We start from the raw sequence: 25,988 nt of genomic DNA, 5'->3' as shown, positions 1-25,988 counted from the left end.
CGGGCTGCGACGGCGCCCATTAAGCCAGGGTGTATGCGGTCTTGACGGTTGTGTAGAATTCGGCGGCGTAGCGACCCTGCTCGCGCGAGCCATGGGAGGAGCCCTTGCGGCCACCGAAGGGCACGTGGAAATCGACGCCGGCGGTCGGCAGGTTGACCATCACCATGCCGGCCTCGGCATTGCGCTTGAAATGCGTCGCATGTTTCAGGCTGGTGGTGGCAATGCCCGACGACAGCCCGAACGGCGTGTCGTTGGCGACGGCAAGCGCCTCGTCATAATCCTTCACCCGGATCACCGAAGCGACCGGTCCGAAGATTTCTTCACGCGAGATGCGCATCTGGTTGGTTGCCTCGGTAAACAGCGCCGGCTGCAGGTAGAAGCCGGGCGTGTCGCGCTTCAGAAGCTCGCCGCCGAAGGCGAGTTTGGCGCCTTCCTGTTTGCCGATGGCGATGTAGTCGGTGTCCTGGTTGAGCTGGCTCTGGTCGACCACCGGGCCGATATGGGTGCCGGCCTTGAGCGCGTCGTCGATGGTGAGCCCCTTCATGCGCTCGCCCATCGCCGCCACGAACCGGTCGTGAATGCCTTCGGTCACGATCACCCGCGACGACGCGGTGCAACGCTGGCCGGTGGAGAAGAAGGCGGAGTTGACGGCGGCTTCGACGGCAACGCTAAGATCGGCGTCGTCGAGCACCACGAACGGGTTCTTGCCGCCCATCTCCAGCTGGTACTTGCGATTGTGCTCGACCGAGGCCAGTGCCACGCGTTTGCCGGTGCCGGTCGAGCCGGTAAAGGTGATCGCCTGGATGTCGGGGCTGTCGAGCATCGTCTGGCCGACGACCGAGCCCTTGCCCATCACCAGGTTCAGCACGCCCTTCGGCAGGCCGGCGCGATGGAGAATATCGACGATCGCCCAGGAGCAACCGGGCACCAGTTCGGCCGGCTTGAAGACGATGGTGTTGCCATAGCAGAGCGCCGGCGCGATCTTCCAGGCGGGAATGGCGATCGGGAAATTCCATGGCGTGATGATGCCGACGACGCCGACCGGCTCGCGGGTGATCTCGACGCCGATATCAGGGCGCACCGAGGGGATGACCTCGCCAGCCAATCGCAGCGCCTCACCGGCAAAGAAGTCAAAGATCTGGCCGGCGCGCACGGTCTCGCCGATGCCTTCCGCCAGCGTCTTGCCCTCTTCGCGCGACAACAGTCGCCCGAGCTCGTCCTTGCGCGCCAGGATCTCGTCTGCGGTCTTTCGAAGGATCGCATGACGCTCGAGGATGCCGAAGCGCGACCAGGCCGGAAAGGCCGCCTTGGCCGCAGCAATCGCCGCCTTCGCATCCTCGGCCGAGGCGCGGGCATATTCCCCGATCACGTCGTTGGTGTCGGACGGATTGATATTGGCAACGCCATCACCGCCAACCCATTCGCCGGCAATCAGGTTTTGGTGCAATGTCATGGGCCTCAGCCTCCTTCATCTACTTTTCGCGGGCAACCGCGCCTGTCGCGGCCTGCCACTGGCATACCGCATATGTCAGAGCTGATGTATGGCGACCGGTTCGGCGGCGGCGATTGCGAGCGGATTGCGCAAGGGAAGGCCGAATTCGGCAGCCTCGATCTCGAAGACATCCCCCTCTTCCGTGCGGATACCATCGCCGAAGGAGAGCGTCGCCGTGCCGAACATGTGGACGTGGATGTCCCCCGGCTGGCGGAACAGGCCATATTTGAAATGGTGATGCTCGAGGTTGGCAAAGCTGTGCGACATGTTGGCTTCGCCCGATAGGAACGGCTTTTCCCACAGAACCTTGCCGCTCCGCAGGATACGCGAGGTGCCTCTGATATCGTCGGGTGCTGCGCCGACGCGGATTTCCGGCCCGAAGCTCGCCTGGCGCAGCTTCGAATGCGCGAGCCAGAGATAGTTGACCCGCTCGGTCTTGTGATCGGAAAACTCGTTGGCGACGGCAAAGCCGATACGGAACGGCATGCCCTTGTCAGAGATCACGTAGATGCCGGCCATCTCCGGCTCCTCCCCACCGTCTTCGGCAAAGGCCGGAGAGACGAGCGCCGAACCGGGCGCGACGGCGGAGGTGCCGTTACCCTTGTAGAACCATTCCGGCTGCACGCCGGTTTCGCCCGGTTGCGGCTTGCCGCCTTCAAGGCCCATGCGGAACATCTTCATCGAGTCGGTCAGCGTCTCCTCCGCCGCCTCGGTCGTCTTTTTGTGCATGGCGTCGCGGGTCGCGGCTGAACCAAGATGCGTCAGCCCCGTTCCGGTCAGATGCAGGTGCGCGGGGTCGGGGTGGGTGATCGGCGGCAGAAGACGGCCTTCGGCATAGGCCTTTTCGAGATCGACGGCAGCACCAAGACCCTTTGCCTCGATCGTGTCCTTGAGGCTACGCCCGGCATTGGCCGCGTCCATCGCCAGTGCATAGACGCTCGCCGCGCCGTTGACTGCGCGGGCAACCTCGCCCGGCGCGCGTACCGCGACCGTTGTCGATCCGTCTTCGTTCCTGATCTGAGAAATCAGCACGATCCTGTCCTTCCTTGCATCGTTCGGGCCTTGCTCGCGCCTGATCTCAGGCAAACCGCGGCCCCTCGGGTGGCTCTCGCCACCCAATCCTGACAGTCCGGGCTGTCACTCCCGGCAGCCGGAGCTGCCCGTTCAATGGTACTGGTTCGATCCGGGCCGTTCGGTCGCTGGTCAGCCCTTGTTCTTGTTGTAGACGTCGAAGAAGACGGCAGCGAGCAGCACCAGACCCTTGATCAGCTGCTGGTAGTCGATGCCGATGCCCATGATCGACATGCCATTGTTCATCACGCCCATGATGAAGGCCCCGATCACCGCGCCGATGATCTTGCCGACGCCGCCGGACGCTGAGGCGCCGCCGATGAAGCAGGCCGCAATCACGTCGAGTTCAAAGCCTTGGCCGGCCTTCGGCGTTGCCGAGTTGAGGCGGGCGGTGATGATCATGCCGGCAAGTGCGGCCAGAACACCCATGTTGATGAAGGTGTAGAACGTCAGCCGCTCGGTGTTGATGCCGGAGAGCTTCGCCGCCTTGACGTTGCCGCCCATGGCATAGATGCGACGGCCGATCGTCGAGCGCGTGGTGACGAAGGTATAGAGCGCGATCAGCACGCCCATGGCAATCAGCACGTTGGGCAGGCCGCGATAGGTCGAAAGCTGATAGCCGATGAACAGCGCAACGACGGCGATGACCGCCATCTGGATGGCGAAGAAGACGAAGGGCTCGTTTTCGCTACCGTGCTGCTCGTTGACCCGGCGATTGCGCACGCCCGCATAGATGGCGTAGCCGACGAGTGCCAGCACCGCCACCAGCGCCACCATGTTCTGGATGAGGTCGGGCCTCGGATTGAGGAAGTAGAGGAAATCCGGAACGAAGCCTGTCGAAAGCAGCTGAAACTCCTTCGGGAACGGACCGATCGGCCGGCCGCCGAGCACCACGTAGGTGAGCCCGCGGAAGACCAGCATGCCGGCAAGCGTGACGATGAAGGACGGGATCTTCTGATAGGCGACCCAGTAACCCTGCGCCGCCCCCATGATGCCGCCGACAACAAGACAGGCAGGAATGACGACGAAGGCCGGCAGGCCCCACTTGACCAGCATGATCGCCGATATCGCCCCGATGAAGGCGACGATCGAGCCGACCGAAAGGTCGATGTGTCCGGCGACGATGATCAGCAGCATGCCCAGCGCCATGATGACGATGAACGAGTTCTGCAGCACCAGGTTGGTGATGTTGACCGGGCGGAACAGCACGCCGTTGGTGACGAACTGGAAGAACAGCATGATGACCACGAGCGCGACCAGGAGGCCGTATTCGCGGATGTTGTTCTTGAGATAGTCCCCGATCGAGGGTTTGTTCGGTTGGGTGCTCGTATCGGCGACCATTAGTGTTTCTCCCCTGAACGCATGATGGCACGCATGATGGATTCCTGGCTCGCTTCGGCCTTTGAAAGCTCGGCGACGATGCGGCCCTCGTTCATGACGTAGATGCGGTCGCAGGTTCCAAGCAGTTCCGGCATCTCCGATGAAATCATCACGATGCCTTTGCCCTCGGCTGCAAGCTGGTTGATGATGGTGTAGATCTCATACTTCGCGCCGATATCGATACCGCGTGTCGGCTCGTCGAGGATGAGGACTTCCGGATTGGTGAACAGCCACTTCGACAGCACCACCTTCTGCTGATTGCCGCCGGAAAGATTGACCGTTTCCTGATAGATCGAGTGCGAGCGGATGCGCAGCTTCGAACGATAGTCGGAGGCGACCTTGACCTCCTTGCGATCGTCGATGACGCCGTTGGACGCCACCGCCTTCAGGTTGGAGAGCGTGGTGTTCTCCTTGATGTTGTTGATCAGCACGAGACCCAGTTGCTTGCGGTCTTCGGTGACATAGGCGAGACCAGCGTCGATGGCGCGGGGGATGGTGCTGACGTCGACCGGCTTGCCGCGCATCAGGACGTCGCCGGTGATCTTGTGCCCCCAGGACTTGCCGAAGATGCTCATCGCCGTTTCGGTTCGCCCCGCCCCCATCAGGCCGGCGATGCCGACGACTTCGCCGGCGCGCACGGTAAAATTGACGTCGTGCAGGAACTGCCGGTCGCGGTGATGCTGGTGGAAGACGTTCCAGTTCTTCACTTCCAAGAGCGTCTCGCCGATCTTGGGCTCGCGCGGCGGGTAACGATCTTCCATCGCACGACCGACCATGCCCTTGATGATCCGGTCTTCGCCGATATCCTCGGTCTGACAGTCGAGCGTTTCAACGGTTCCGCCGTCGCGCAGGATGGTGATCTGGTCGGCGACCTTGCGGATCTCGTTCAGCTTGTGCGAAATGATGATCGAAGTCATGCCCTGCGCGCGAAACTCCATCAAGAGCTTCAAGAGCGCGTCAGAATCGTTTTCGTTGAGCGAGGCGGTCGGTTCGTCGAGGATCAGCAGCCGCACCTTCTTCGACAGCGCCTTGGCGATCTCGACCAGCTGCTGCTTGCCGACGCCGATGTCAGTGATCAGCGTGGCGGGCGGCTCGCTCAGGCCCACCTTTTTCAGAAGTTCCTGCGTGCGGGCAAAGGTCTGCGGCCAATGGATCACCCCATTGGTGGCGATCTCGTTGCCGAGAAAGATGTTTTCGGCGATCGACAGCAGCGGAACCAGCGCCAGTTCCTGGTGGATGATGATGATGCCGAGATGTTCGCTGTCAGAGATGGTCGAGAAGCGGCGAGGCTCGCCGTCGTAGTAGATCTCGCCGTCATAGGTGCCGGCGGGATAGACGCCGCTCAGTACCTTCATCAGCGTCGATTTGCCGGCACCGTTTTCACCGACCAGAGCGTGGATCTCACCTTCGCGAACCTTGAAGCTGACATTGTCCAGCGCCTTGACGCCCGGAAACGTCTTGGTGATGCCACGCATTTCGAGAATGATATTGTCCATGTTCAGTCATTCCAGCGGCAGTCGGCAAGAGAGTACAGGCTCCCTCACCGGGATAAAAGGGTCCGCGATGGATCGCGGACCCTCAGGTGCGTCATCCTATCAGTTGTTGATCTGATCTTCGGTGTAGTAACCGGAGGAGACCAGCACATCCTTGATGTTGGACTTGTCGACCGCGACCGGCTTCAGCAGGTAGGACGGAACGACCTTGACGCCGTTGTCATAGGTCTTGGTGTCGTTCACTTCCGGCTCCTTGCCTTCCATGATCGCATTGACCATGCCGACCGTGACCTTGGCGAGTTCGCGCGTGTCCTTGAAGATCGACGAATACTGTTCGCCGGCAAGGATCGACTTGACCGAAGGCAGTTCGGCGTCCTGACCGGTAACGGCAGGCATCGCCATGTCGCCGGAACCATAGCCGACGCCCTTCAGCGCCGAGATGATGCCGATGGACAGGCCGTCGTAGGGCGACAGAACGCCATCGACCTTGGCATCGGTGTAGTTGGAGGACAGCAGGTTTTCCATGCGGGCCTGGGCAACGGCACCATCCCAGCGCAGCGTGCCGACCTGGTCCATGCCCTTCTGGCCGGACTTGACGACGATCTTGTTGCTGTCGATCAGCGGCTGCAGGACCGACATCGCACCGTCGTAGAAGAAGAAGGCGTTGTTATCGTCAGGCGAACCGCCGAAGAGTTCGACGTTCTTCGGCTCGGTCGCGCCGTCGAGCTTCAGGCCCTGCACCAGCGACGTTGCCTGCTGCACGCCGACCTGGAAGTTGTCGAAGGTGGCGTAGTAGTCGACATTGCCCGAATCGCGGATCAGACGGTCGTAAGCGATGACCTTGACGCCGGCGTCATGGGCCTTCTGCAGGATGTCGGAAAGCGTCGTGCCGTCGATGGCGCCGATGACGAGAACCTTGGCACCCTTGGTCACCATGTTTTCGATCTGGGCGAGCTGGTTCGGAATATCATCGTCGGCAAACTGCAGGTCCGGCGTGTAACCGGCTTCCTTGAACAGCTTCTCCATGGTCTCGCCATCGGAGATCCAGCGGGTCGAGGTCTTCGTCGGCATGGAAATGCCAACCGTGCCTTTGTCCTGTGCGAAGGCGGGCGCAGCAAACGACGCGACGGAGATCGCGGCCGCTGCGAGAAGCGAAGTAATCAATTTCATCTGGTCTCTCCCAAAAGTGTTGAAGCCGGCAGGCCCGCAGCCTCCCCGTCCTATGCGCAGCGATCCACCGGCCCGGAGATCGCGTCTCCGGCGGTGGATCCAGGTGAAGGAAGTCCTCCCCGCCCGCATGCTCCCACATGCACTGGCACATGGGGAAAAACTGGAATCAAAAGCCATAACTGTCAAATACAATATCGCTTTGCTACCATACCAATATTGATATACTACTCGAAAACAGTGTGATTTTTGAAACATCCTGAAAACTGGATTGCCCACGATGATGAAAGAAGGAAAGCCCGGCACGACAGGGATTGCCGCCGAACAGTTCGACAGCGGGCTCTTTCGCTCAGGGCTGAAGATCAATCACCTCCGGCTGATCCTGGCGATCGACGATCATCGTCGCATCAGTGCGGCCGCCGAGACGCTCGGCATCTCCCAGCCCGCCGCCTCGCGCATGCTGGCGGAGATCGAGACGATCCTGAAGGCGCCGATCTGCGAGCGAGTGGCACGCGGCGTAGAACTGACCCGCTACGGCCAGGCGTTGGCGCGGCGGGCGCGCACGATCTTTCTGGAACTGCGGGAGGCCTCGCGCGAGATCAGCGAACTGAAGACCGGCAGCGGCGGCTCGGTGTCGATCGGCTCGGTGACCGGGCCGGCGCTCAACCTCGCCGTTCCGGCAATCCGCCAGGTCATCACCGCCTATCCCGGCATCGAGATCAACATCCAGATCGAAAACAGCAATGTGCTGACGCGCGAGCTGCTCGCCGCCCGCCACGACTTCGTCGTCGGACGCATCCCAGACGATCTCAGCCCGCGGCTCTTCAACATGGTCGAGATCGGCTACGAGGAGGTCTGCCTGATCGTGCGCGACGGCCATCCGCTGCTCGACAAGCCCATTGCCGGCGCCGAAGATCTGCCCGCCTACGACTGGGTGTTCCAGCCGCCGGGAACGCTGCTGCGCCGCGCCGTCGAAGACAGCTTCATGTCCGCGGGTGTGCGCCTACCGGCGACCGTCATCAACACCTCGTCGATCATCCTGACGCTGTCGATCGTGCGCAACACCAATGCGATTGCGCCGGTGGCGCTCGATGTCGCCAACCTGATCGCCGACAACGGCACGCCGGCCGGCGAGATCCGCATCCTCAAAACCGAGATCCCGATCCGCATCAAGCCCTATGGGTTGATCACCGCCGAGGGACGCGCGCTGCCGCCGAGCGCCAAGCTGCTCTACGACCTCATTCTCAAACAGGGACGAGCATGATCAGCCAGCATTGGTTGATCAGCCTGGGCATGATCAAGTTGATCAGCCTGGGATAATCTCCATCCGGCATTTTGCGCCGGGATAGCGGAGGCTGCATGTTCGGAATGTCGGTGTTTCAGTCCGTGCTCGAGCGGCTGAAGACGGAAGAAGACGAGGAAGAGACCGCCAATGCGGAGGTTTTCGCGACGTCGCGCACGCCTCTGTTCGCAACCACGTTCGTCGCCGGCGGCGCCGACAGCGCGTCTGCTGCGCGCAGCGCCGTCGAGCGAGCCTATTTCGATGCGTCCTTCGTCGAGCCGCCGCCGATAGAGCCGATGCCGGAATTTCTCAACCGCATCAGCCTTGCCGAAGTCGCCGAGGAACTTGACCTTGGTGAAGGGGAGACATTGACGACGCTCGCTGCCAAGCGGCGAAGCTTCGCCGCCGCCAATCATCCCGATCGCCTGCCGCAGGACTACCGCGCCAATGCGACGGTCCGGATGAAACTCGCCAACATGCTCATCGACGAGGCGTCGCGCCAATTGCAGGCGGCCTGACCGCCGCTCACGCGTCGTTGTCAGCCTTGGGCGTCTCGTCTTTTGACGCCGAGCCCTCAGCACCGGCAGTCTTGTCTGTCGGCTTGTAAAACAGCAGCAGAGAGGACCCGACATAGGCGGCGATCGCCAGAGCGATGATGCTGAAGAACGGCTGGTCGTGATAGAATTCGAGCGCCGCCCAGCCGGCGCAGACTAAAAAGATCAAAACCCGCCGCCACAAGGGACGGTAAAAGGCGTGGTCCGGGTCGATGAGTTTGATCATCCTGTCCTCTGGGTGCTTGCGCTCGTGATCGGCAACGGATGTCTTGTAGGGGAAATCCACCGGCCGCCGCAAGCCCGCGACCGCATCACGCCCTTGACGGGCACCATGAAAATAGAATAAAAATTCCGAAATTGTTTTCTTCGACCATTTCATTCCGAACAGATGGCGCCGGACGCCCGCACGGAAGAAACGGTCGGGCAAGGGAGAGGAAAGCGCGCGGCATCCGCTCGGGCACCATCGCTGACAACCACCTTGCAACCCAATCGCGGAATTGCCCCTCCGCGGCGCCTTTGCGCGATGAGCGCCGATCATCACGCACCTTCCCGGTCGAGGACCGGATTTCGAGAGAGACAGAGATGACAGTGAGATTTGGTCTTCTGGGCGCCGGACGCATCGGCAAGGTTCACGCAAAGGCCGTCAGCGGCAATCCCGATGCCGTGCTCGTCGCCGTGGCCGACGCCTTTCCGGCCGCCGCCGATGCCATCGCCAAGGCCTATGGCTGCGAGGTCCGCACCATCGAGGCAATCGAAAAATCGGCCGATATCGACGCCGTTGTCATCTGCACGCCGACCGATACCCATGCCGACCTGATCGAGCGTTTCGCCCGCGCCGGCAAGGCGATCTTCTGCGAAAAGCCCATCGATCTCGATGTCGATCGCGTGCGGGCCTGCATGAAGGTGGTGGCCGAGACCAAGGGCAAGCTGATGGTCGGCTTCAACCGCCGCTTCGACCCGCATTTCATGGCCGTCAAGCAGGCAATCGACGCCGGCAAGATCGGCGACGTCGAGATGGTGACGATCACCTCGCGCGATCCCGGCGCGCCGCCGGTCGACTACATCAAGCGCTCGGGCGGAATCTTCCGCGACATGACGATCCATGACTTCGACATGGCGCGCTTCCTGCTCGGCGAAGAGCCCGTATCGGTAACGGCGACCGCCGCCGTCCTCGTCGACAAGGCAATCGGCGAAGCCGGCGACTACGACAGTGTGTCCGTCATCCTGCAGACCGCCTCCGGCAAACAGGCGATCATCTCCAACTCGCGCCGCGCCACCTACGGCTACGACCAGCGCATCGAGGTTCACGGCTCCCAGGGTGTCGTCTCGGCGGAAAACCAGCGCCCGGTGTCGATCGAGATCGCCAATGGCGAAGGCTACACCCGCCCGCCGCTGCACGATTTCTTCATGACCCGCTACACCGAAGCCTATGCCAACGAGATCGAGAGCTTCATCTCCGCGATCGAAAAGGGCACGGAAATCACCCCGTCGGGCAAGGATGGCCTGGCAGCGCTCGCGCTTGCCGACGCAGCCGTGAAGTCGGTCATCGAAAAGCGCCAGATCAGCGTCGCGTAAAGCATTTCGAGGAAAAGTGCGAAGCGGGTTTCCGTTTGGCAAAGACAAACGGCCGGGCGCGACACGCCCGGCCGTTTCGTGTTTCAGTTCATTGCCTCAGCCGTCCGCGCGCAATGGCGCATTCTCCCATCCGCCTGACTGCTCCTCCTGCCCGGTGCTCGGGGCAACGCCGGGCCTGCCAGTGAGAAAGCCCTGAACCTGGAGGCAGCCCTCGTCGACCAGGATCTGCCTTTGCCGCTCCGTTTCCACGCCTTCGGTTACGACAGGCAGGTTGAGGCTGTTGCCAAGCGCAATGATCGCCCTGACGATCGCGTGCGCCGAAGGGTCCTTGTCGATCACGGCAGTGAAGCTGCAATCGATCTTCAGCTTGTCGAACGGGAACGTCTGCAGGTTGCTGAGCGAGGAATGCCCGGTGCCGAAATCATCCATGACGATGCGCACCCCATGTATCCTCAGTCGTCCGAGGGTGGCGAGAACGTCTTCGCGATTGTGCAGAAGGGCCGCCTCGGTGATCTCCAGCTCCAACCGGCGCGGCTCCAGCCCCGTTCGCCGCAGGATACCAAAGATCTGATCGAAAAGATTGGGAAGCAGGAACTGCACCGGCGAGATATTGACCGAAACCGGTAGAGGCTCGTTCCATTTCGCCGCCTCCCTGCAGGCCTGCTCCAGCACCCATTCGCCGATCTGGATGATCGAACCGCTTTGCTCGGCGATCGGGATGAAGACATCGGGGCTGATGAGGCCACGCTCCGGATGCATCCAGCGCAAGAGCGCCTCGTAGCCCAGGATCCGATCGCCGCGCAGATCGACAAGCGGTTGATATTCAAGGAAGAGCTGCCGGCGAAGCACGGCATGGCGCAGGTCGTTTTCGATCTGCCGTCGCGTGCGCACGGTCTCGTCCATTTCCGTGTCGAAGAAGCAGGCGATCCCCTTGCCCGATTGTTTGGCGCGGTAGAGAGCGGTGTCGGCATTGTTGCGCAGCCGGTCAGCCGTGTCGCCATCAGCAGGGTAGATCGCAGCACCGATGCTGACGCCGACGGCGGTCGGATCGCGGTTCGTATCCATCTCGGCGGCAAAATAAGTCAGGATGCGGTCCGACAGGTGACGCGCCGCGTCGGGCTGTTCGCCACCCACCTGAAGAATGGCAAACTCGTCGCCGCCCAGCCGGGCGACGGTATCCCCCTCGCCGACCGCCTTGCGCAGGATGTCGGCGACCTTCATGAGGATGCGGTCCCCCTCGCCATGGCCGAAAATGTCGTTGACGGCCTTGAAGCGGTCGAGGTCGAGGCAAAGGATGGCAAGCTGCTCGTTCTTCGCCGCCGCCACCGTCATGACCTGGGCCAGGCGCCGGTCGAAGAAACCACGATTGGGAAGATCGGTCAGCACATCGTGGTGGGCCAGATGCTCGATAGTGCGCTCGGCTTCCTTGCGCGCGCTGAGGTCGCGCACGAAGATCACCTCGCATTCGCGGCCGCGATACTCGACCGTCCGGCACATGAACTCGACCGGCACGGACTGGCCGGCCACATTGATCAGATCGATTTCGCCGGGGCCGTCGCCGCGATGATGGCTCTGCAGCCCTTCCTCACCGAAGGCGAAAACCTCCGCCGGTTCTCGGCCGGTGAGCTCCGAAACCTTCCATCCCGTCAGGCGCGCAAAACGCTCGTTGGTGTCGATGATGCGGCCTTCATGCACGATGGCCATGCCTTCCAGCGATGCATTGGCAAGCCCGCGCAGGTCGGTCAGATGCCGATCGACGAACAGCGCGCCGAAGGCCAGGATGATCAGCATGGTCGAGGCAGCAATGACCCCGCCGGCAAGCCAGGCCGGATGGATGGTATCGGCTGCCGGAATATCCGGCGCCGGTACCAGCGTGATGCCACTCATCGAGGTGAAGTGCAGGACGCAGATGGCAACGACGAGCAGCAGCGTCGAGACGACAAGCCTGCGGGCGTTGCGCAGCACATGAAACGCATGCAGCGCTGCCATCGCCAGCAGGGTGCCGGCGACGATGCCGAAAACCGTGAACCTTGCATCGTAGACAATGTGTCCCGGCATCTCGAGCGCCTGCATGCCGGTAAAGTGCATGGCGGCAATGCCGCCGCCCAGGATGACACCGCTAGATGCAAGGGCGTAGTGCGAGCGAGCGCCAAGCCCGACCGTGAAAGCAACCCAGGCGGCCGCGATCGCGAGAACGATCGAAAGCGTCGTCCCCCAGGCGCCATAGGAAACCGTCATCCCGCCATCATAGGCGAGCATGGCAATGAAATGAGTGGACCAGACGCCGATGCCGCAGGCAAAACCACTGACGGCGGTCCAAAGACCGCGCTGACTGCCTTCGCTTCGCTGGGCACGCAGCAGCAACAGCATGGTTGCGACGCAACCGGCCAGGCAAACCACGGCCGCCACCAGCACCAGACGCCAATCGTGATCATCGCGTATGCATGCAATCACTGAAAACATCATCGTCTCCCGCGTCAATGTCACATTGACAAGGAGTTGCTAAATAACTGTAAATTGTATTAGCTGGTTTGTTCGCCCTTGATGCAACCCCAAAAATGGTTGCCTCGCCCGTCTCGCCAAAGCGGCTGTTCCTTAGTGCGATCCGGCCGTAGCAATCTCGCTGTCGATCTTGCCCAGAGCACGCTCGAGATGGCCGTCGAACACGAGCCGCTGTTCGTCGAGCACGACCGATATCTCGGGCGCGCCCTGAAGCCTGAGCTGGAGTGACTGGGATACGCCCTCCTCCAACCCGCCGCGCAAGAGATCGAAGTAGCGCGTGCCGGGGCCGGTAACGTAGATCGGCATACGCTCGTAAAGACTGAGCATGCGCGAGACGCCGTTGCCGAGCGCGATGCCAGCTTGGCGAAAGGCATAGCCGGCCATGCGATGCCCCTGGCGCGCACTCGCTGCGATCTTGTCCATTTCGGCAATTGGCACGAATTTCGCCGGGATCGTGTCGGCCGGCACTTCGAAGGCGGCCCGCAGAATGCCGTAGAAACCGGCAGCCGCTTCGATGCAGCCATAGGCGCCGCAACGGCACAGTCCGGCCGATGGCGCATGCAGCATGTGGCCGAAATTCGGCGCCGTCACGTCGATCTCGCCGAACCTGCCCTTGCGGGCAACGCCGAGGCCGATGCTGTGGCCGAGCGAGATGGCGGCAAGCGATCGAAATCCGCCGTCCGGCGCGCGCTCCGCTTCGGCCGCCAGCGCCTGTGCCACCAGCAGGGTCTCATTGTTGAGCATCACCCTCGCTCGCCATTCCGGCGCAAGCAACGCGGCAAAGTCGAGCTGCTCGCTGCCGAACACCGGAGACCAGAGCAGCCGTGCCGCGTCCGTATCGGCGTCGACCAGCCCCTTGCTGCTGATGGAGATGGCCAGCACGCGGTCGCGCGTCAGGCGCGAGCGCTGCAGCAGGCGCTCCAGCGCCTCGACGAAGGTGCGCGCAAACGCGTCCGTGCCGCGCTGGTCGTGATTGCGGCCCTCCTCGAAGCGGTCGAGCAGCGTGCCGCCATAGTCGGTCAGCGAATACTGCACCACATCCGAAGAGATACGCACGACGACGATGTAACCGCAGTCGCGACGTGGCGTGAACAGGACGCGCGGGCGCCCTCGTCCGCCCTGCACATGCTGTTCCGCCTTGGCGATCACTCCGGCGCGCTCGAGCTCGGCCGTGATCGCCGACACCGTCGCCGAGGCGAGCCCGGTTGCGGCGGAAATTTCGGTATGCGAGAGATTGCGGGCGCGCCGGAGCGCGGCAAGGACCAGCGCACTGTTCTGCTGACGCACGAGCTCAGTGCTGGACTTGGTCAGCATCATACGTCCTTGCCGGTGGCGGGTCCTTCGAACACATGCCCTCCCAAAGCATCTGTTGCACGGCGAGGCAAGGCACTGATCGCCTTGTCGACACCTCGTCAATCTCTGCCATTGATTTTCTCGACTGTCGAGAAATAATCCACAGACCCTTTCCGGCAGCGATGAGTGGCAATGAACTTGCTCGGCGCTGAGCGAGAAGGCTGTCATCAGAGCTGAAACGCACGGCCATTGATCAAGACCGAGCGGGGTCGCCGGCAAATCACGCGGCACCCGACCCGAGCTTGGCGGCCGGAACTGTTGAAATGACACAACAATCCCCTTCCCGCCTGCGTCCGTTTCACCCGGACCCTCACCGCACCCCCGGTGACGAGCCCAGGAAACCGGCGCATCGGCAGTCCATACGCAACCGGGTCGGCCGTGTTGACAGGCCGTGGATTCTCTGACATTCATTTTCTCGACTGTCGAGAAAATAAAACCGGACGATGTTTACGGTGGCATTTCGACAGCGTTGCAAGGCTGGTCGAGGATGGTGCGGGAGGTTCGCACGCTCAGCCGGCCGCCACTCGGGAGGATGAAATGAAATCCGTTTTGAAGCTGATGGCAGGGGCTGCCATCATCGCGTCGATGCATTCCGCAGCCATCGCCAAGGATCTGGTGGTCGGCGTTTCCTGGTCGAACTTCCAGGAAGAGCGTTGGAAAACCGACGAAGCCGCCATCAAGGCAGCACTTGAGGCATCCGGCGACAAGTACATTTCCGCTGACGCCCAGTCTTCCGCTGCCAAGCAGCTGACCGACGTCGAGTCGCTGATCGCCCAGGGTGCCAACGCTCTGATCGTGCTTGCACAGGATAGCGACGCCATCGGCCCGGCCATCGAAAAGGCTGCCGCCGAAGGCATTCCGGTTGTCGGCTACGACCGCCTGATCGAAAATCCGGCCGCCTTCTACATCACCTTCGACAACAAGGAAGTGGGCCGCATGCAGGCTCGCGAAGTGTTCAAGGTCAAGCCGGAAGGCAACTATGTCTTCATCAAGGGCTCGTCTGCCGACCCGAACGCCGACTTCCTGTTCTCCGGACAGATGGAAGTGCTGAAGGAAGCTGTCGACGCCGGCAAGATCAAGAGCGTCGGTGAAGCCTACACCGACGGATGGAAGCCGGAAAATGCCCAAAAGAACATGGAGCAGTTCCTGACCGCAAACGACAACAAGGTCGACGCGGTCGTCGCTTCCAACGACGGCACCGCTGGCGGTGCGATTGCAGCCCTCGATGCCCAGGGCCTCGCCGGCTCCGTTCCGGTCTCCGGCCAGGACGCCGACAAGGCAGCCCTCAACCGCGTCGCCCTCGGCACCCAGACCGTTTCGGTCTGGAAGGACTCGCGTGAACTCGGCAAGCGCGCAGCCGAAATCGCCGCCGAACTGGCGAGCGGCAAGAAGATGGAAGAAATCGCCGGCGTGACGGCCTTCAATGGCGGCCCCAAGGGCGTCGCCATGCAGTCGGTCTTCCTCGCACCGCTTCCGATCACCAAGGAGAACCTCAACGTCGTCATCGACGCCGGCTGGATCTCCAAGGACGAAGCTTGCCAGGGCGTCAAGGGCGACGTCGCTGCGTGCAAATAAGCCGCCCGGACAGAGTTGAGCTCTAACCTTCGACAAGCGCCGCAACGCAACCCGTTGCGGCGCTTGCGCAAGGTGTGACCGGGGCGGACAATGCCCGCTGCATGATCCCTTAAATCGGAAGCGATCTGAGGAGAGGATCATGAAGCATGCTTGAAGTTTTACAGCGTCCTTAGCGCGTCATATTTCACACGCGGCGCTGTAAGACCTTCAGGCACGCGTTGGCACGAACGAGAGAAGCGCTCGACAACTGTCTTCATCATCAGACTTGTCGCGTCCCATTCCGGTCTTTGGCGCCGGCGGATGCGGTGACATCAACAGAAAGTGGGGGGAAGGCACGTCCATGGCCGACATCACACAAGGCAATCAGACACAGAGCCAGGCCAACCGTGCCCGCAACGCGGACGAGAACCCGGTGAAGCGCTTCTTCCGCGCCACCGAGATCGATACCCGCTTGCTCGGCATGGTCGGCGCGCTGGCCATCATCTGGCTCGGCTTCGAGATCATGACCGGCGGCCTGTTTCTGACGCCGAGAAACCTTTGGAACCTGACGGTTCAAACCTCGTCCGTCGCCGTGATGGCGACCGGCATGGTACTGATCATCGTCACCCGCAACATCGATCTGTCGGTCGGCTCCGTGCTTGGCTTCTGCGGCATGATCATGGCGGTCATGCAGGTCAAGGTCCTGCCGCAATATCTCGGGCTCGAGCATCCCGCCATCTGGATCATCACGCTTGCCTGCGGCATCGCCGTCGGCGCCGCGATCGGCGCGCTCCAGGGCTCGATCATCGCCTTCCTCAACGTGCCGGCCTTCATCGTCACGCTCGGCGGCCTGCTCGTCTGGCGCGGTGCCACCTGGTTCGTCACCAGCGGCCAGACTGTTGCACCGATGAATTCCACCTTCCGCCTGATGGGCGGTGGCACCGAGGGGTCCATCGGGGCGACAGCCAGCTGGATTGTCGGCATCATCGCCTGTATCGCCATCGTCGGGGCCATCCTCAACTCGCGCAAGCAGCGCAAGCGCTTCGGCTTTCCGCTGCGCCCGGTCTGGGCCGAATATTTCCTCGGCATCCTCGGCTGCATCCTGGTGATGGGCGCGGTGGCGATCGCCAACCACTATTACTGGCCGGTCAACATTGCTCGCAAATATGCCGACGCCAACGGCATCGCCTGGCCGGACGGCGGCTTGCTCATCTCGCACGGTATCGCCATCCCCGTGCTGGTCGCCATCGCCGTCGGCATCGTCATGACATTCATCGCCACTCGCCTGCGCTTCGGCCGCTATGTCTTTGCGCTCGGGGGCAATCCTGAGGCAGCCGAACTGGCGGGGATCAAGACCCGCTGGGTCACCGTCAAGATCTTCATGCTGATGGGCGTGCTCTGCGCCATCGCCGCGGCGATCTCGACGGCCCGCCTCAACGCCGCAACTAACGCGCAAGGCGAGCTCGACGAGCTCTACACGATCGCAGCCGCGGTCATCGGCGGCACGTCGCTTGCCGGCGGCGTCGGCACGATCGCCGGCGCGATGATCGGCGCACTCGTCATGCAATCGCTGCAGTCGGGCATGGTGCTCTTGGGGATCGACTCGCCGTTCCAGCGCATCGTCGTCGGCGTGGTTCTTGTCGTCGCCGTCTGGCTCGACACGATCTACCGCGCCCGTGCCAAGTAAGAAGGAGTCCGACCAATGAAAGACCAACGCACTCCGCTCGTGGAAATGAAGAACATTTCCATCTCCTTCGGCGGCATCCATGCGGTCGACAACGCTTCCGTCGACCTCTACCCCGGCGAGGTCGTGGCGCTTCTCGGCCACAACGGCGCCGGCAAGTCGACGCTGATCAAGATCCTGTCGGGCGCCTACAAGCGCGACGGCGGCGAGATCCTGATCAATGGCGAAGCCGCCGACATCAGCAACCCGCGCGACGCCAAGAAATACGGCATTGAGACGATCTATCAGACGCTTGCCGTCGCCGATAACGTCGATGCGGCCGCCAACCTCTATCTCGGCCGCGAGCTGCGCACCCCCTGGGGCACGCTCGACGACGTGGCGATGGAGGCCAAGGCCCGCGAAGTCATGGGGCGTCTCAACCCCAACTTCCAGCGCTTCAAGGAACCGGTGAAGGCGCTTTCGGGCGGCCAGCGGCAGTCGGTGGCGATCGCCCGCGCGATCCTGTTCGACGCCCGCATCCTGATCATGGACGAACCGACGGCAGCCCTCGGGCCCCAGGAAACCGCCCAGGTCGGCGAGCTGATCAAGCAGCTGAAGCGCGAAGGCATCGGCATCTTCCTGATCAGCCACGACATCCACGACGTCTTCGACCTCGCCGACCGCGTCTCGGTGATGAAGAACGGCCAGGTCGTCGGCCAGGCCCGCACAGAGGATGTGACCAAGGACGAGGTGCTCGGCATGATCATCATGGGCAAGGTCCCGCCCAAGGCGATCCCCGGCCCCGGCGCCATGCAGACCGCCTAACCAACGACGCCACATGCCCGGCAATCGCCGGGCCATGTGTTTCATCGGTTTAAGCGGAACCGAGTAGCAAGCTTCAAGGGCTTCAGCTCGCTTTACGAGTCATGTTCGACTCCGGTGCAGACCACCTCGACATCCCCACTGATCCATTCTGCATGCCCGACCTTTCCCCTCACCCGCACCGCCATGCCTGACACAAAGGGCACAGCTTGTCCCGCCCCGCCCGGCAGCCACATCAGGCCCATTCCAAAGCTCGACCATCGGCTGGCTTCCGCATCAATTTGTGAGCCGCTCGCAAATTCCCCTGCGAACTCCGTCATTTCACCATTGAAGCGACGCGCAAGCTAAGCTATGAACCGCTCACAGTCCGCTTCGGCGGCCTTGCTGCAAACGGATGCACCCGTAGCTCAGCTGGATAGAGTGTTGGATTCCGATTCCAAAGGTCACAGGTTCGAATCCTGTCGGGTGCGCCATCTTTCCACCATTCCAGAACAATGATGGTGCTAGGTCCGCGCCCGCCGCCGACCGGACGTTTTCCTTCTATCAGTTGCCCAGGGCCGTATTTCCGCCGAAGACGTCATGAACTGCCCAGCCAGTATGTCCGTGACAGGCTGACGTGGCTCGCGCGCCTTGAGCATCCTCACCCCCTCAAGAAGACGATCCTCTGCGAGCCCGCTCGTTACCGCCAGCCGCTGCCATTTGTCCTCGTGTTGTCGCCGAGTTGATACAAACGCGGTATCTGCGGCCATGGCGTGCCAAGAAGCTATCCCGCCAGAGGGGCTTCCATGAAGATGAGATGGTTGCACAGTTCAGGAGGTGCGTCGTAATAAGGCGCGATCTCCTGGAATCCGAGAGAGCGGTAGAGGCTCAGCGCCTCATCGTGGTTGCGGCCGGTATCCAGCCGCATGGTCGCGTAGCCCCGCTCAGCAGCCACGCGCACGATGTTTTCGGCGAGACGGCGGCCCAGCCCTAAGCCTCGGCCCTCGGGGCTGATGAACATGCGCTTCATCTCGCATGTGTGTTCATCGATCCGCTGCATCATAACACAACCGACCACCTTTCCGTTCAGGCGGGCAACAAGGATCTCGCCATGTGGAGCCGAGTGGATCCTCGGCAGGCTGTCCAGGAGCGCGGCCCATTCTTCTGGTGTGTAATAGCGGTCGACGAACCAAGCGTTTTCGCCGTAGCGTGACCGGCACCAGTCGATGAAGCTGTTGCACAAGGCTCGAATGGCAGGGAAGTCGTCAGGCCCGGCTGGGCCGATCTCCGAGTTCTGTTCCACCTCTGTGCCCCACTCACAAATTTTGCATCGGCAAAGCGGGCGCTCCTTCCCGAGTTCCATGGACGCCGAAAAGGAGGCCGGGATCGAGTCGGGCTCAAGCAATCGCCCGCTGGCATTTGGAAATTTTCCTGCCCAGTGGCTCCATCGAACTTCGTGGATTGTGCTCACGCTATAATCAACTGTAGTCGAAAAAGGTCTTGCTGACTATCTGCCAGCGCTTTTCGGTTGTCAGACGAAGACCGCCGAAAATTCGAGCTGTTGGTTGAAGAGTTGCGGATTGCCACAAACTAGGTTTTTGCCAGTAGCCGTTCACACGGCCACTGGCAAAACACATCTCAAGCCCGAGTTGTCTCCCAGCCGAGGTTTGCTGTTCGAAAACTCACTGAGTAGCCAGGGCCGGAAGCTGCACCTTCCTGACGGGCGGCGGATTCCATTTTCCGATCAGCGCTTCGGATTTCGGAGCGTACATGCGCATCGTCAGAGTGAACGCTCCCTTCGGTGTAGGCAGCCAGTTGGCCTCCTTATCCGGACCGGGGGACTCGTTTTGAATGTAGAGATCAAGCGAGCCATCTGCGTTGTCTTTGAACGGCATCCAGCTACTGAGTGCGAAACGTTCGAGGCTGTTGCCAACCTGAAATCCGGCTGCGTCGTACAGCGTGATCGACCAGAAAGCGTTGACGGGCGGCATGGCATTCTTTTCGAACGCTATCGTGTATTTATTCGCGCCATCGAGCGGCTGCCCTGACTCGTCGGCGAGATTGAGAGGGTAGATGGCATCTTCCGGCAGATTCGCGCCAAGGCCTTGCTGCGCAACAATGGCCCGCTTCAAATAGTAGTTGCCGTATACTCCCATCGTATCGGTATTCATCGACCAGCCGTTCTCTACCCTCGCCAACGTCGCCAGCTTCCATTCCATCAGTCTCTGGGCGACTTGCGGCGCGCTCTCCAAGGCTTTCTGTACGGTCGGATCGAGCTTGCTCATGTCAAAGCTCTTGCCGGGTTCGATGCCGATCTTCTTCATCTCCGCGAGGATCGGTTGATCGGTCAGGTGGGGCGGCTCGACCTTGAGCAGTTCGGCGGCATATGCGAAATACTTGCCAGCGTCCATCGTATCGACCTGGATCTTTGGCGGTGTCTTCATGTCGACGCTGGGATCGATTTTAACCTCAACCGGCTTCGCTGACTTGCCCCAGTCCGATAGGAGCGTAACCTTGTACCCCGCTTGGATCTTGTGTACGGCATCGTAGTCAGCCGGGCCGTCGGTCTTTGTCCGACCGATAACCCAGACATGCGTCGTCGGCGCTTCAATTCGCTGGGTGTTCTCGGGGAGCTTGAACTCCTCAATGAACTTGTCGCGCAAGTCGGGTCTCCAGCCCGGCGGCGTGACAAGGAATGTCCCTGCGGTTGTGCCCGTGGTCCGCCAACCCGGCGACGCAAAAACATCCGTCCACATGTCCAGCATCGGAAGCAGGTAATAGCGTCCGTCGGTATCCGGAGCACTGATGACTACGGGCTCCTTCGTCATGTCGAGCCACGCGGAGGAATACAGCGTGTCGAAGTTTGGGCGGACCACACCCTTGAAATCCGCCGGAGGATACTCGGGAACGTTGGTGAAGACGTTCATCGGACCCTTCCCGAATTCCTTGCCGGGTTCGACGTTGGTGAATGTCTTTCGGCTGATGTCCATGGACAACAGCGGGTAGAAATACACATAGGCGTCCACGGCAATAGAGTGCGCCTCTGCCTCGGTAAGAGCGGGCTGCGCGGCCTGAGCCATCGCTGACTGCCCTAAAACTAGTCCTAGGGACAGACCGATCACGTGCCTGTTCATGGTGTTCTCCCGTTGCTTTATTTAACGGCTCACGTGGGTGATGCCCGCCCGAGGCAGCCTTTTCGCAAAGCTCCGTAGTAGCAAGTACGTTACGGTAACTTACGGCGTTCGCCCCCTCCTTGGCGGCCCATCGTCCTGCGGGGCCGGAGTATCATGAATGCTCTGGACGACTGAGGGTGGAGCGTACTTTGGCTCAGCGACCACTGGTTAGCGTGTACGTTTTCAGGAATGCGCGAAAGAGCCCCCTCATCGTGTTAGCGCGATGTGTGTCGCCTGCGCCTTAAAGGGCTTGCCCTGTCGCGTCATGGCGGTGTTAAAACAGAGCGTTCGCCGTGGGAAAGTTCTACGAGATCTTCTTTCTGCGCGGGAGAAAGCACCGGGCATCCGACGCTTTCAGCCTAGAGGTATCATGCAGTCCAGCTTCTGGGCGATGCTGGGCGCCGCCGACGCCTTGTCCCATGCCGCAGCGACAGCAGAAATCACCGCTCAGCAGGCGCAAGACGAACTCTTTGAGATCATCGTGGCCATGGTCAGCAGGACACCAGGAAGCGCGCAACGAGTTGATTTCCAAGTAACGTTGGAAACCAAATCCCTTCTGCCGTCCCGATTACTCCGACACTGAGCCGCGCTGCACGACACCCAAGGCTATAGCGAGCCAAAACACTCAAGGGCAGAACAAATCTATCGATACGCATCGGGAGATTGGCACAGCATATCGGCTGGCGCCGAGCGACTACCCCTCTGCACCCGCCCGCGCATACCGTCCCGGCGCCTGTCCAACGTGCCGGCTGAAGGCGGTGCTGAAGGTGCTGGCCGAGCCGTAGCCGACCCGTTCGGCGACATCGGCGATTTCGGCGTTGTGGCTGCGCAGCAGGTCCTTTGCCATCGCCATACGCCAGGCGAGCAGGTATTCCATCGGCGCCAGGCCAACATTGCGCGTGAACCTTTCGAAGAACGCCGAACGAGAGAGCCCGGCCGCCTTCGCAAGCTCGGCCACTGTCCAGGAGCGCGCCGGGTTGCCGTGCATCACCCTGATCGCTTCCGCCAGCCGTTGATCGGCGAGCCCGCGCAACAATCCCGGCGGAGCGTCCGGCCGCTGGGTCAGCCGCAGCGCCTCGATGAGCAGCACTTCGACCAGGCGCGCCAGTACCAGATCGCGACCGGCGCGCTGTTCGGCGGCTTCTTCTGTCAACAGCCGAACCAGGATCGAAAGTCGCTCGGCGCCGCGCACATGCACCTGCGCCGGCAGCAGCGACACCAGCAATCCCGCATCCTCCGTTGCAAAGACGAAGTAGCCGCCGAGCAGCCGCACGCTTGGCGGTCCATCGAGGTCGCCGTGGCGAACCTCGTCGCCCGGATCAGGTGTTGCCTTCGGGTCGATGAATTCAGGGGTAACCGGCTCGAAGCCCGACATGGTGAAGCCCGGCGTTGTCGGCAGCAGGACGAAATCGCCCGCCTCAAGCGCCAGCACGTCCTGACCGTCGACCGCCAGACGGCAGGCACCTTCGAGAACGGTGCAGAAGCCGGGATGACCGAAATCGGAATAACGCACGCCCCAGCGGCCGGCACCGCTGATGCTTTTCGTAAACACTGCGCGGGGTCGCAGCAGCGTGATGATTTCCGAGAGTGGATCGATCATTTCCGGACTATCGCAAATCAAATACGGACTTTCAATTATATATCGTCCGGTTTTCGCTCGGTATCATGACACCATCTGAACCGAACAAGGAAATTGTCATGAAAACCGTATTGATCACTGGCTGCTCGTCCGGCTACGGCCTCGAAACCGCCCGCCTCTTTCACGCCAACGGCTGGAACGTGGTCGCGACCATGCGCACGCCGCGCGAGGATATCCTGCCCCGGTCGGAGCGCATGCGTATCGTGCAGCTTGACGTCACCGACCCCGACAGCATTTCGGTGGCACTGGAGGTAAGCGGTCCGATTGATGCGCTCGTCAACAATGCCGGTATCGGCGTGGTCGGGGCTTTCGAGGCAACGCCGATGGCTCATGTGCGGAAGATCTTCGAGACCAACACGTTCGGCGTCATGGCAATGACACAGGCGGTGATCCCGCAATTGCGCCGCAGGCGGTCCGGCGTCGTGGTCAATGTGACATCAAGCGTGACGCTCGCCGCCATGCCTCTTGCCGCCGCCTATACCGCCAGCAAGACGGCAATCGAGGGGTTTACCGGGTCGCTTACCCACGAGCTTCGCGCCTTCGGCGTGCGCGCCAAACTGGTCGAGCCCGGCTACGCTCCGAGCACGCGGTTTTCGCAAAATGTCGGCGTGCGCATCGAAGATCTGATCCCTGAAACCTATGCGGCCTTCGCGCAGCCGATCTTTGCCGCTTTTGCAAACCCGGCCCTGATTACCACGGAGAGCGATGTGGCGGACGCGGTATGGCGCGCTGCAAATGATACGTCGGAACAGCTGCATTTCCCGGCGGGGGCCGACGCCGTGGCTTTGGCGCGCGCGAGCTGAAACCGAGGGCGGCGTCATCCGCCGACAGCGCCATCAGGCCAATGGCAAGCCCGCGGCATGCACGCGATCGACAAGCGCTTCGGTGATCGTCCGATCCCTAAAGAACTCCTGGGAGCGGATATAGCCGGCCGTCAGTTTTGGATCGAGCGCCTGGATCTGCGCCACCAACTGGCGCGCCCGATCAATATCGCCGCGCGCCATCCGCGCGGCGATACGATAGATCAGCGTGCGCCGGGTCTGATAGGGAAGCGCCCGCGCCACGGCAAAAAGCTCGTCATGCCGGCTGAGCACATAGAGCGAGGCGACGCGCTCCTCTACAATCCACACCGGTAGAAACGGGTCCAGCATCTCCGCCCGGTCGAGCAGCTCGAGCGCCCGCTCCGCCTCGTTCGCATAGGTGTAGAAAGCCGCACAACGGCCCGCGATGTAGGCATCGTTGGGCGCCAGGTCTATCGCCCGCTCGTGATGATGCCGCGATGCCGCGAAGTCGCCTTCCATGCACTTGATCGCACCCATGATGCGATGGGAGTCCGGGTCGGTAGGATCGAGATCGAGCGCGTGTGCGACCTGCTGCTCGCCGGCCGAAAGGTCGAAATCGGGCAGGTTGCTCCAGGCGCACACATGCATGGCGACCGGCCGTCCGAAGGTTGGATCCGCATCCATCGAGCGCTCGAACCAGTGCATGGCTTCGCCGATATGCCGATCGGCGACACCGATCAGGCGATGGTGGTCGAGGCCAAGCAGGTAGTACTCGTAGGCCGACATGTTGTCCGGCCGCTTCAGCCGCGCGGCGACCAGCTCCGCCTGCTCTATCCGTCCTGCCACTGTTGCGGCGATGCGGGCGGTCACCTCGTCGATGATGGCAAGCAGCTCCTCGAACGGCCGCTCGATCCGGTCGGACCAGACCAGATGCCCGTGGGTCGTCTCGCACAGCGACACGTTGAGCCGCACGAGGCTACCCAGTTTGCGCACGGAGCCCGAAACGACATAGCGCACCCCCAGTGCCCTCCCCACCTCGACGGGATCACGGATGGCAAGGACCACGGAGGCCGACCGCGAGCTGACGAACAGGCTCTTCAGCCGGCCGAGCTCCAGCGTGAGGTCGTCGGTCAGCCCCTCCGTCAGGAAGGACTGGTCGTCTTGACCGGCAGCGAAGGCGACGAAGGGCGTGACGATCACCGAATTGGGCCGCATCGCAGCCGGCGGCGCCTCGCGCGTCGGCGCCGAGAGAAACCGATGCCTGTCGATCGTCGTCCCGACCCGATAGACACGCATCGGCTCGCTGACACCCTTGAAGCGACGCTCGCCGATCTCTTCGAAGGCGCAGGGCGAGACCCGCCGCACCTGCTCGTACAGAGCTTGGGAAACTTCGATTTCGCCGGCGGCAGCACTCGATTGCAGCCTGGCGGCGAGATTGACACCGTTGCCCCTGAGGTCGTCGCCGACGGCAAGCACATCGGCAAGATGCAACCCGAAGCGCATGTGGTTGGGCGTGGCATCGGGGATGGCCGCAAGCGAGCTGCGCGCCTCCATGGCTGCGCGAAGGGCGTTGACCGGGCTCGTGAACTCCGCAAGCACGGCATCGCCGGCGGTGTTGAAGACCCGGCCATCATGGCGCGCGACCGTGTCGCCCACGGCCTTCAGGCACGCAGAGACGCATTCGACGGCTTCTTCCTCATGGGATTCCATCGCCGCGGTCGACCCGACGAAATCCGCCACCATGATCGCAACCAGCTTGCGCTGCATCTCCATCGCCTCGCCGACACTCGGCCGCCAGCGCGAGAGGATAGCACAATGCAAGGGATCAGGCAGCAGACGCTATTTTAGCAATCGCTTCATATATAGGTGAATGCCTGGTCGCGCGCCGACATCTGGGCGACAGGCAACGGCCAGCCGATCGCCAGCTTCGGATCGAACGCATTGAGCCCGCCCTCCGCCTCCGGCGCATAGGGTTTGTCATGCAGGTAGATCAGTTCGCAGTCTTCGCAGAGCGTCTGAAATCCATGCGCAAATCCACCGGGGATCATCATCGATCGCGCGTTCTCTGCGCTCAGAACCTCGCCGTGCCATTGCAGGTAGGTGGGCGAACCCGGGCGCAGATCGACGGCGACATCGAAGACGGAGCCGGCGAGACAGGACACGAACTTGGCCTCGTCATGCGGCGCACGCTGAAAATGCATCCCACGGATCGTGCCCTTGAGGTGCGTCATCGTGTGGTTGATCTGGGCGATCGTGCCATCGGCGCCGAAATCGGCAAGCTCTTCGCGGCAAAAGAAGCGCGAGAGGAACCCGCGCTCGTCGCCAAAGCGCAGACGCTCGATGACCAAAAGATCGGGGATAGGTGTGGCGATACGATTGAAACGCGACATCGGCTTTCTCGTGGAACGGGTCGGTGGGCAGAACAAGGGTCGTGTTCCAGCCCGCAGATATTGACGGCCAACAAATTCTCAGGACATAAGACGCGCGGAAATGCAAGCACGGACAAG

20 protein-coding genes, 1 tRNA gene and 1 pseudogene are annotated in these 25,988 nt (G+C 61.9%); 9 read left to right on the top strand and 13 right to left on the bottom strand.

Translation table 11 applies throughout. From position 1 onward, the window contains the following. Window positions 1-19: 19 nt before the first annotated feature. The 5 genes from BKP54_RS14775 to chvE form a co-directional block, all read right to left on the bottom strand. A complete protein-coding gene (locus tag BKP54_RS14775) occupies window positions 20-1,453 on the bottom strand; it encodes an aldehyde dehydrogenase family protein (RefSeq protein ID WP_025428041.1) in 1,434 nt (477 codons plus the stop codon). A gap of 75 nt (window positions 1,454-1,528) precedes the next feature. After that, window positions 1,529-2,524 (bottom strand): AraD1 family protein, encoded by a 996-nt coding sequence (araD1, locus tag BKP54_RS14770; protein ID WP_025428042.1) that lies wholly within the window; start codon window positions 2,522-2,524, stop codon window positions 1,529-1,531. A gap of 171 nt (window positions 2,525-2,695) precedes the next feature. After that, window positions 2,696-3,904, bottom strand: coding sequence for a multiple monosaccharide ABC transporter permease (mmsB, locus tag BKP54_RS14765; RefSeq protein WP_025428043.1), 1,209 nt, complete (start codon window positions 3,902-3,904; stop codon window positions 2,696-2,698). Next, window positions 3,904-5,439 carry a multiple monosaccharide ABC transporter ATP-binding protein gene (gene mmsA / locus BKP54_RS14760; RefSeq protein ID WP_025428044.1) on the bottom strand — a complete coding sequence of 512 codons (1,536 nt, stop codon included), beginning with the start codon at window positions 5,437-5,439 and terminating at the stop codon, window positions 3,904-3,906. Before mmsA ends, mmsB begins: the two co-directional genes overlap by 1 nt. A 99-nt stretch (window positions 5,440-5,538) precedes the next feature. Then, window positions 5,539-6,606 (bottom strand): multiple monosaccharide ABC transporter substrate-binding protein, encoded by a 1,068-nt coding sequence (chvE, locus tag BKP54_RS14755; RefSeq protein ID WP_025428045.1) that lies wholly within the window; start codon window positions 6,604-6,606, stop codon window positions 5,539-5,541. A 280-nt stretch (window positions 6,607-6,886) separates the two neighbouring features. On the opposite strand from chvE, the gene BKP54_RS14750 reads away from it, so the two are divergent. Both BKP54_RS14750 and BKP54_RS14745 read left to right on the top strand, forming a co-directional pair. Then, entirely contained in the window at window positions 6,887-7,867 is a 981-nt protein-coding gene (locus BKP54_RS14750; protein WP_025428046.1) for a LysR family transcriptional regulator, read from the top strand. Between the two features lie 95 nt (window positions 7,868-7,962). Further along, entirely contained in the window at window positions 7,963-8,403 is a 441-nt protein-coding gene (locus BKP54_RS14745) for a hypothetical protein (protein WP_025428047.1), read from the top strand. Window positions 8,404-8,410: 7 nt separating this feature from the next. Here BKP54_RS14745 and BKP54_RS37290 read toward each other — a convergent pair whose 3' ends face one another. Beyond that, on the bottom strand, window positions 8,411-8,977 hold the full coding sequence (locus BKP54_RS37290) for a hypothetical protein (RefSeq protein WP_309141689.1): 567 nt from the start codon (window positions 8,975-8,977) through the stop codon (window positions 8,411-8,413). Between the two features lie 44 nt (window positions 8,978-9,021). Here BKP54_RS37290 and iolG point away from each other — a divergent pair, with 44 nt between their 5' ends. Next, a complete protein-coding gene (iolG, locus tag BKP54_RS14735; RefSeq protein WP_025428049.1) occupies window positions 9,022-10,014 on the top strand; it encodes an inositol 2-dehydrogenase in 993 nt (330 codons plus the stop codon). 96 nt (window positions 10,015-10,110) lie between these two features. Here iolG and BKP54_RS14730 read toward each other — a convergent pair whose 3' ends face one another. Together BKP54_RS14730 and BKP54_RS14725 are read right to left on the bottom strand one after the other, a co-directional pair. Then, window positions 10,111-12,477 (bottom strand): EAL domain-containing protein, encoded by a 2,367-nt coding sequence (locus BKP54_RS14730; RefSeq protein ID WP_057221388.1) that lies wholly within the window; start codon window positions 12,475-12,477, stop codon window positions 10,111-10,113. 132 nt (window positions 12,478-12,609) lie between these two features. Next, entirely contained in the window at window positions 12,610-13,830 is a 1,221-nt protein-coding gene (locus BKP54_RS14725) for an ROK family transcriptional regulator (protein ID WP_025428051.1), read from the bottom strand. A gap of 576 nt (window positions 13,831-14,406) precedes the next feature. Between BKP54_RS14725 and xylF the strand changes: the two genes are divergently transcribed. The 4 genes from xylF (at window position 14,407) to BKP54_RS14705 (ending at window position 18,381) form a co-directional block, all read left to right on the top strand. Continuing rightward, window positions 14,407-15,444, top strand: a complete 1,038-nt coding sequence (xylF, locus tag BKP54_RS14720; protein WP_025428052.1) for a D-xylose ABC transporter substrate-binding protein — start codon at window positions 14,407-14,409, stop codon at window positions 15,442-15,444. Between the two features lie 340 nt (window positions 15,445-15,784). Further along, on the top strand, window positions 15,785-17,110 hold the full coding sequence (locus BKP54_RS14715; protein WP_025428053.1) for a sugar ABC transporter permease: 1,326 nt from the start codon (window positions 15,785-15,787) through the stop codon (window positions 17,108-17,110). A 15-nt stretch (window positions 17,111-17,125) separates the two neighbouring features. Further along, complete coding sequence (locus tag BKP54_RS14710) at window positions 17,126-17,911, top strand: ATP-binding cassette domain-containing protein (RefSeq protein WP_025428054.1); 786 nt, start codon at window positions 17,126-17,128, stop codon at window positions 17,909-17,911. A gap of 393 nt (window positions 17,912-18,304) precedes the next feature. Continuing rightward, window positions 18,305-18,381 (top strand) — tRNA-Arg (locus BKP54_RS14705). A gap of 290 nt (window positions 18,382-18,671) precedes the next feature. Here BKP54_RS14705 and BKP54_RS14700 read toward each other — a convergent pair. Both BKP54_RS14700 and BKP54_RS14695 read right to left on the bottom strand, forming a co-directional pair. Then, window positions 18,672-19,190, bottom strand: a complete 519-nt coding sequence (locus BKP54_RS14700; protein WP_081788909.1) for a GNAT family N-acetyltransferase — start codon at window positions 19,188-19,190, stop codon at window positions 18,672-18,674. Window positions 19,191-19,569: 379 nt separating this feature from the next. After that, the gene (locus tag BKP54_RS14695) at window positions 19,570-21,021 is read right to left on the bottom strand and encodes a DUF1254 domain-containing protein (RefSeq protein WP_025428058.1); all 1,452 of its coding nucleotides are present in this window, start codon (window positions 21,019-21,021) and stop codon (window positions 19,570-19,572) included. A gap of 400 nt (window positions 21,022-21,421) precedes the next feature. On the opposite strand from BKP54_RS14695, the pseudogene BKP54_RS36505 reads away from it, so the two are divergent. Next, window positions 21,422-21,643 (top strand): annotated as a pseudogene (locus tag BKP54_RS36505) (hypothetical protein); the annotation flags it as partial. 111 nt (window positions 21,644-21,754) lie between these two features. On the opposite strand, the gene BKP54_RS14685 reads toward BKP54_RS36505, so the two are convergent. Continuing rightward, entirely contained in the window at window positions 21,755-22,660 is a 906-nt protein-coding gene (locus BKP54_RS14685) for an AraC family transcriptional regulator (RefSeq protein ID WP_025428060.1), read from the bottom strand. A gap of 98 nt (window positions 22,661-22,758) precedes the next feature. Here BKP54_RS14685 and BKP54_RS14680 point away from each other — a divergent pair, with 98 nt between their 5' ends. Further along, entirely contained in the window at window positions 22,759-23,502 is a 744-nt protein-coding gene (locus tag BKP54_RS14680; protein WP_025428061.1) for an SDR family oxidoreductase, read from the top strand. Window positions 23,503-23,535: 33 nt separating this feature from the next. Here BKP54_RS14680 and BKP54_RS14675 read toward each other — a convergent pair whose 3' ends face one another. Both BKP54_RS14675 and rfbC read right to left on the bottom strand, forming a co-directional pair. Further along, window positions 23,536-25,248 carry an adenylate/guanylate cyclase domain-containing protein gene (locus tag BKP54_RS14675; protein WP_084814563.1) on the bottom strand — a complete coding sequence of 571 codons (1,713 nt, stop codon included), beginning with the start codon at window positions 25,246-25,248 and terminating at the stop codon, window positions 23,536-23,538. Window positions 25,249-25,337: 89 nt separating this feature from the next. Beyond that, a complete protein-coding gene (rfbC, locus tag BKP54_RS14670; RefSeq protein WP_084814549.1) occupies window positions 25,338-25,871 on the bottom strand; it encodes a dTDP-4-dehydrorhamnose 3,5-epimerase in 534 nt (177 codons plus the stop codon). Window positions 25,872-25,988 lie beyond the last annotated feature (117 nt).

Origin of the sequence: Ensifer sp. 1H6, from assembly GCF_001976035.1 — a bacterium.
Lineage (GTDB): Bacteria > Pseudomonadota > Alphaproteobacteria > Rhizobiales > Rhizobiaceae > Ensifer > Ensifer canadensis.
Note: the sequence above shows the minus strand (reverse complement) of the source record. Positions and strands in the feature narration are given on the sequence as shown.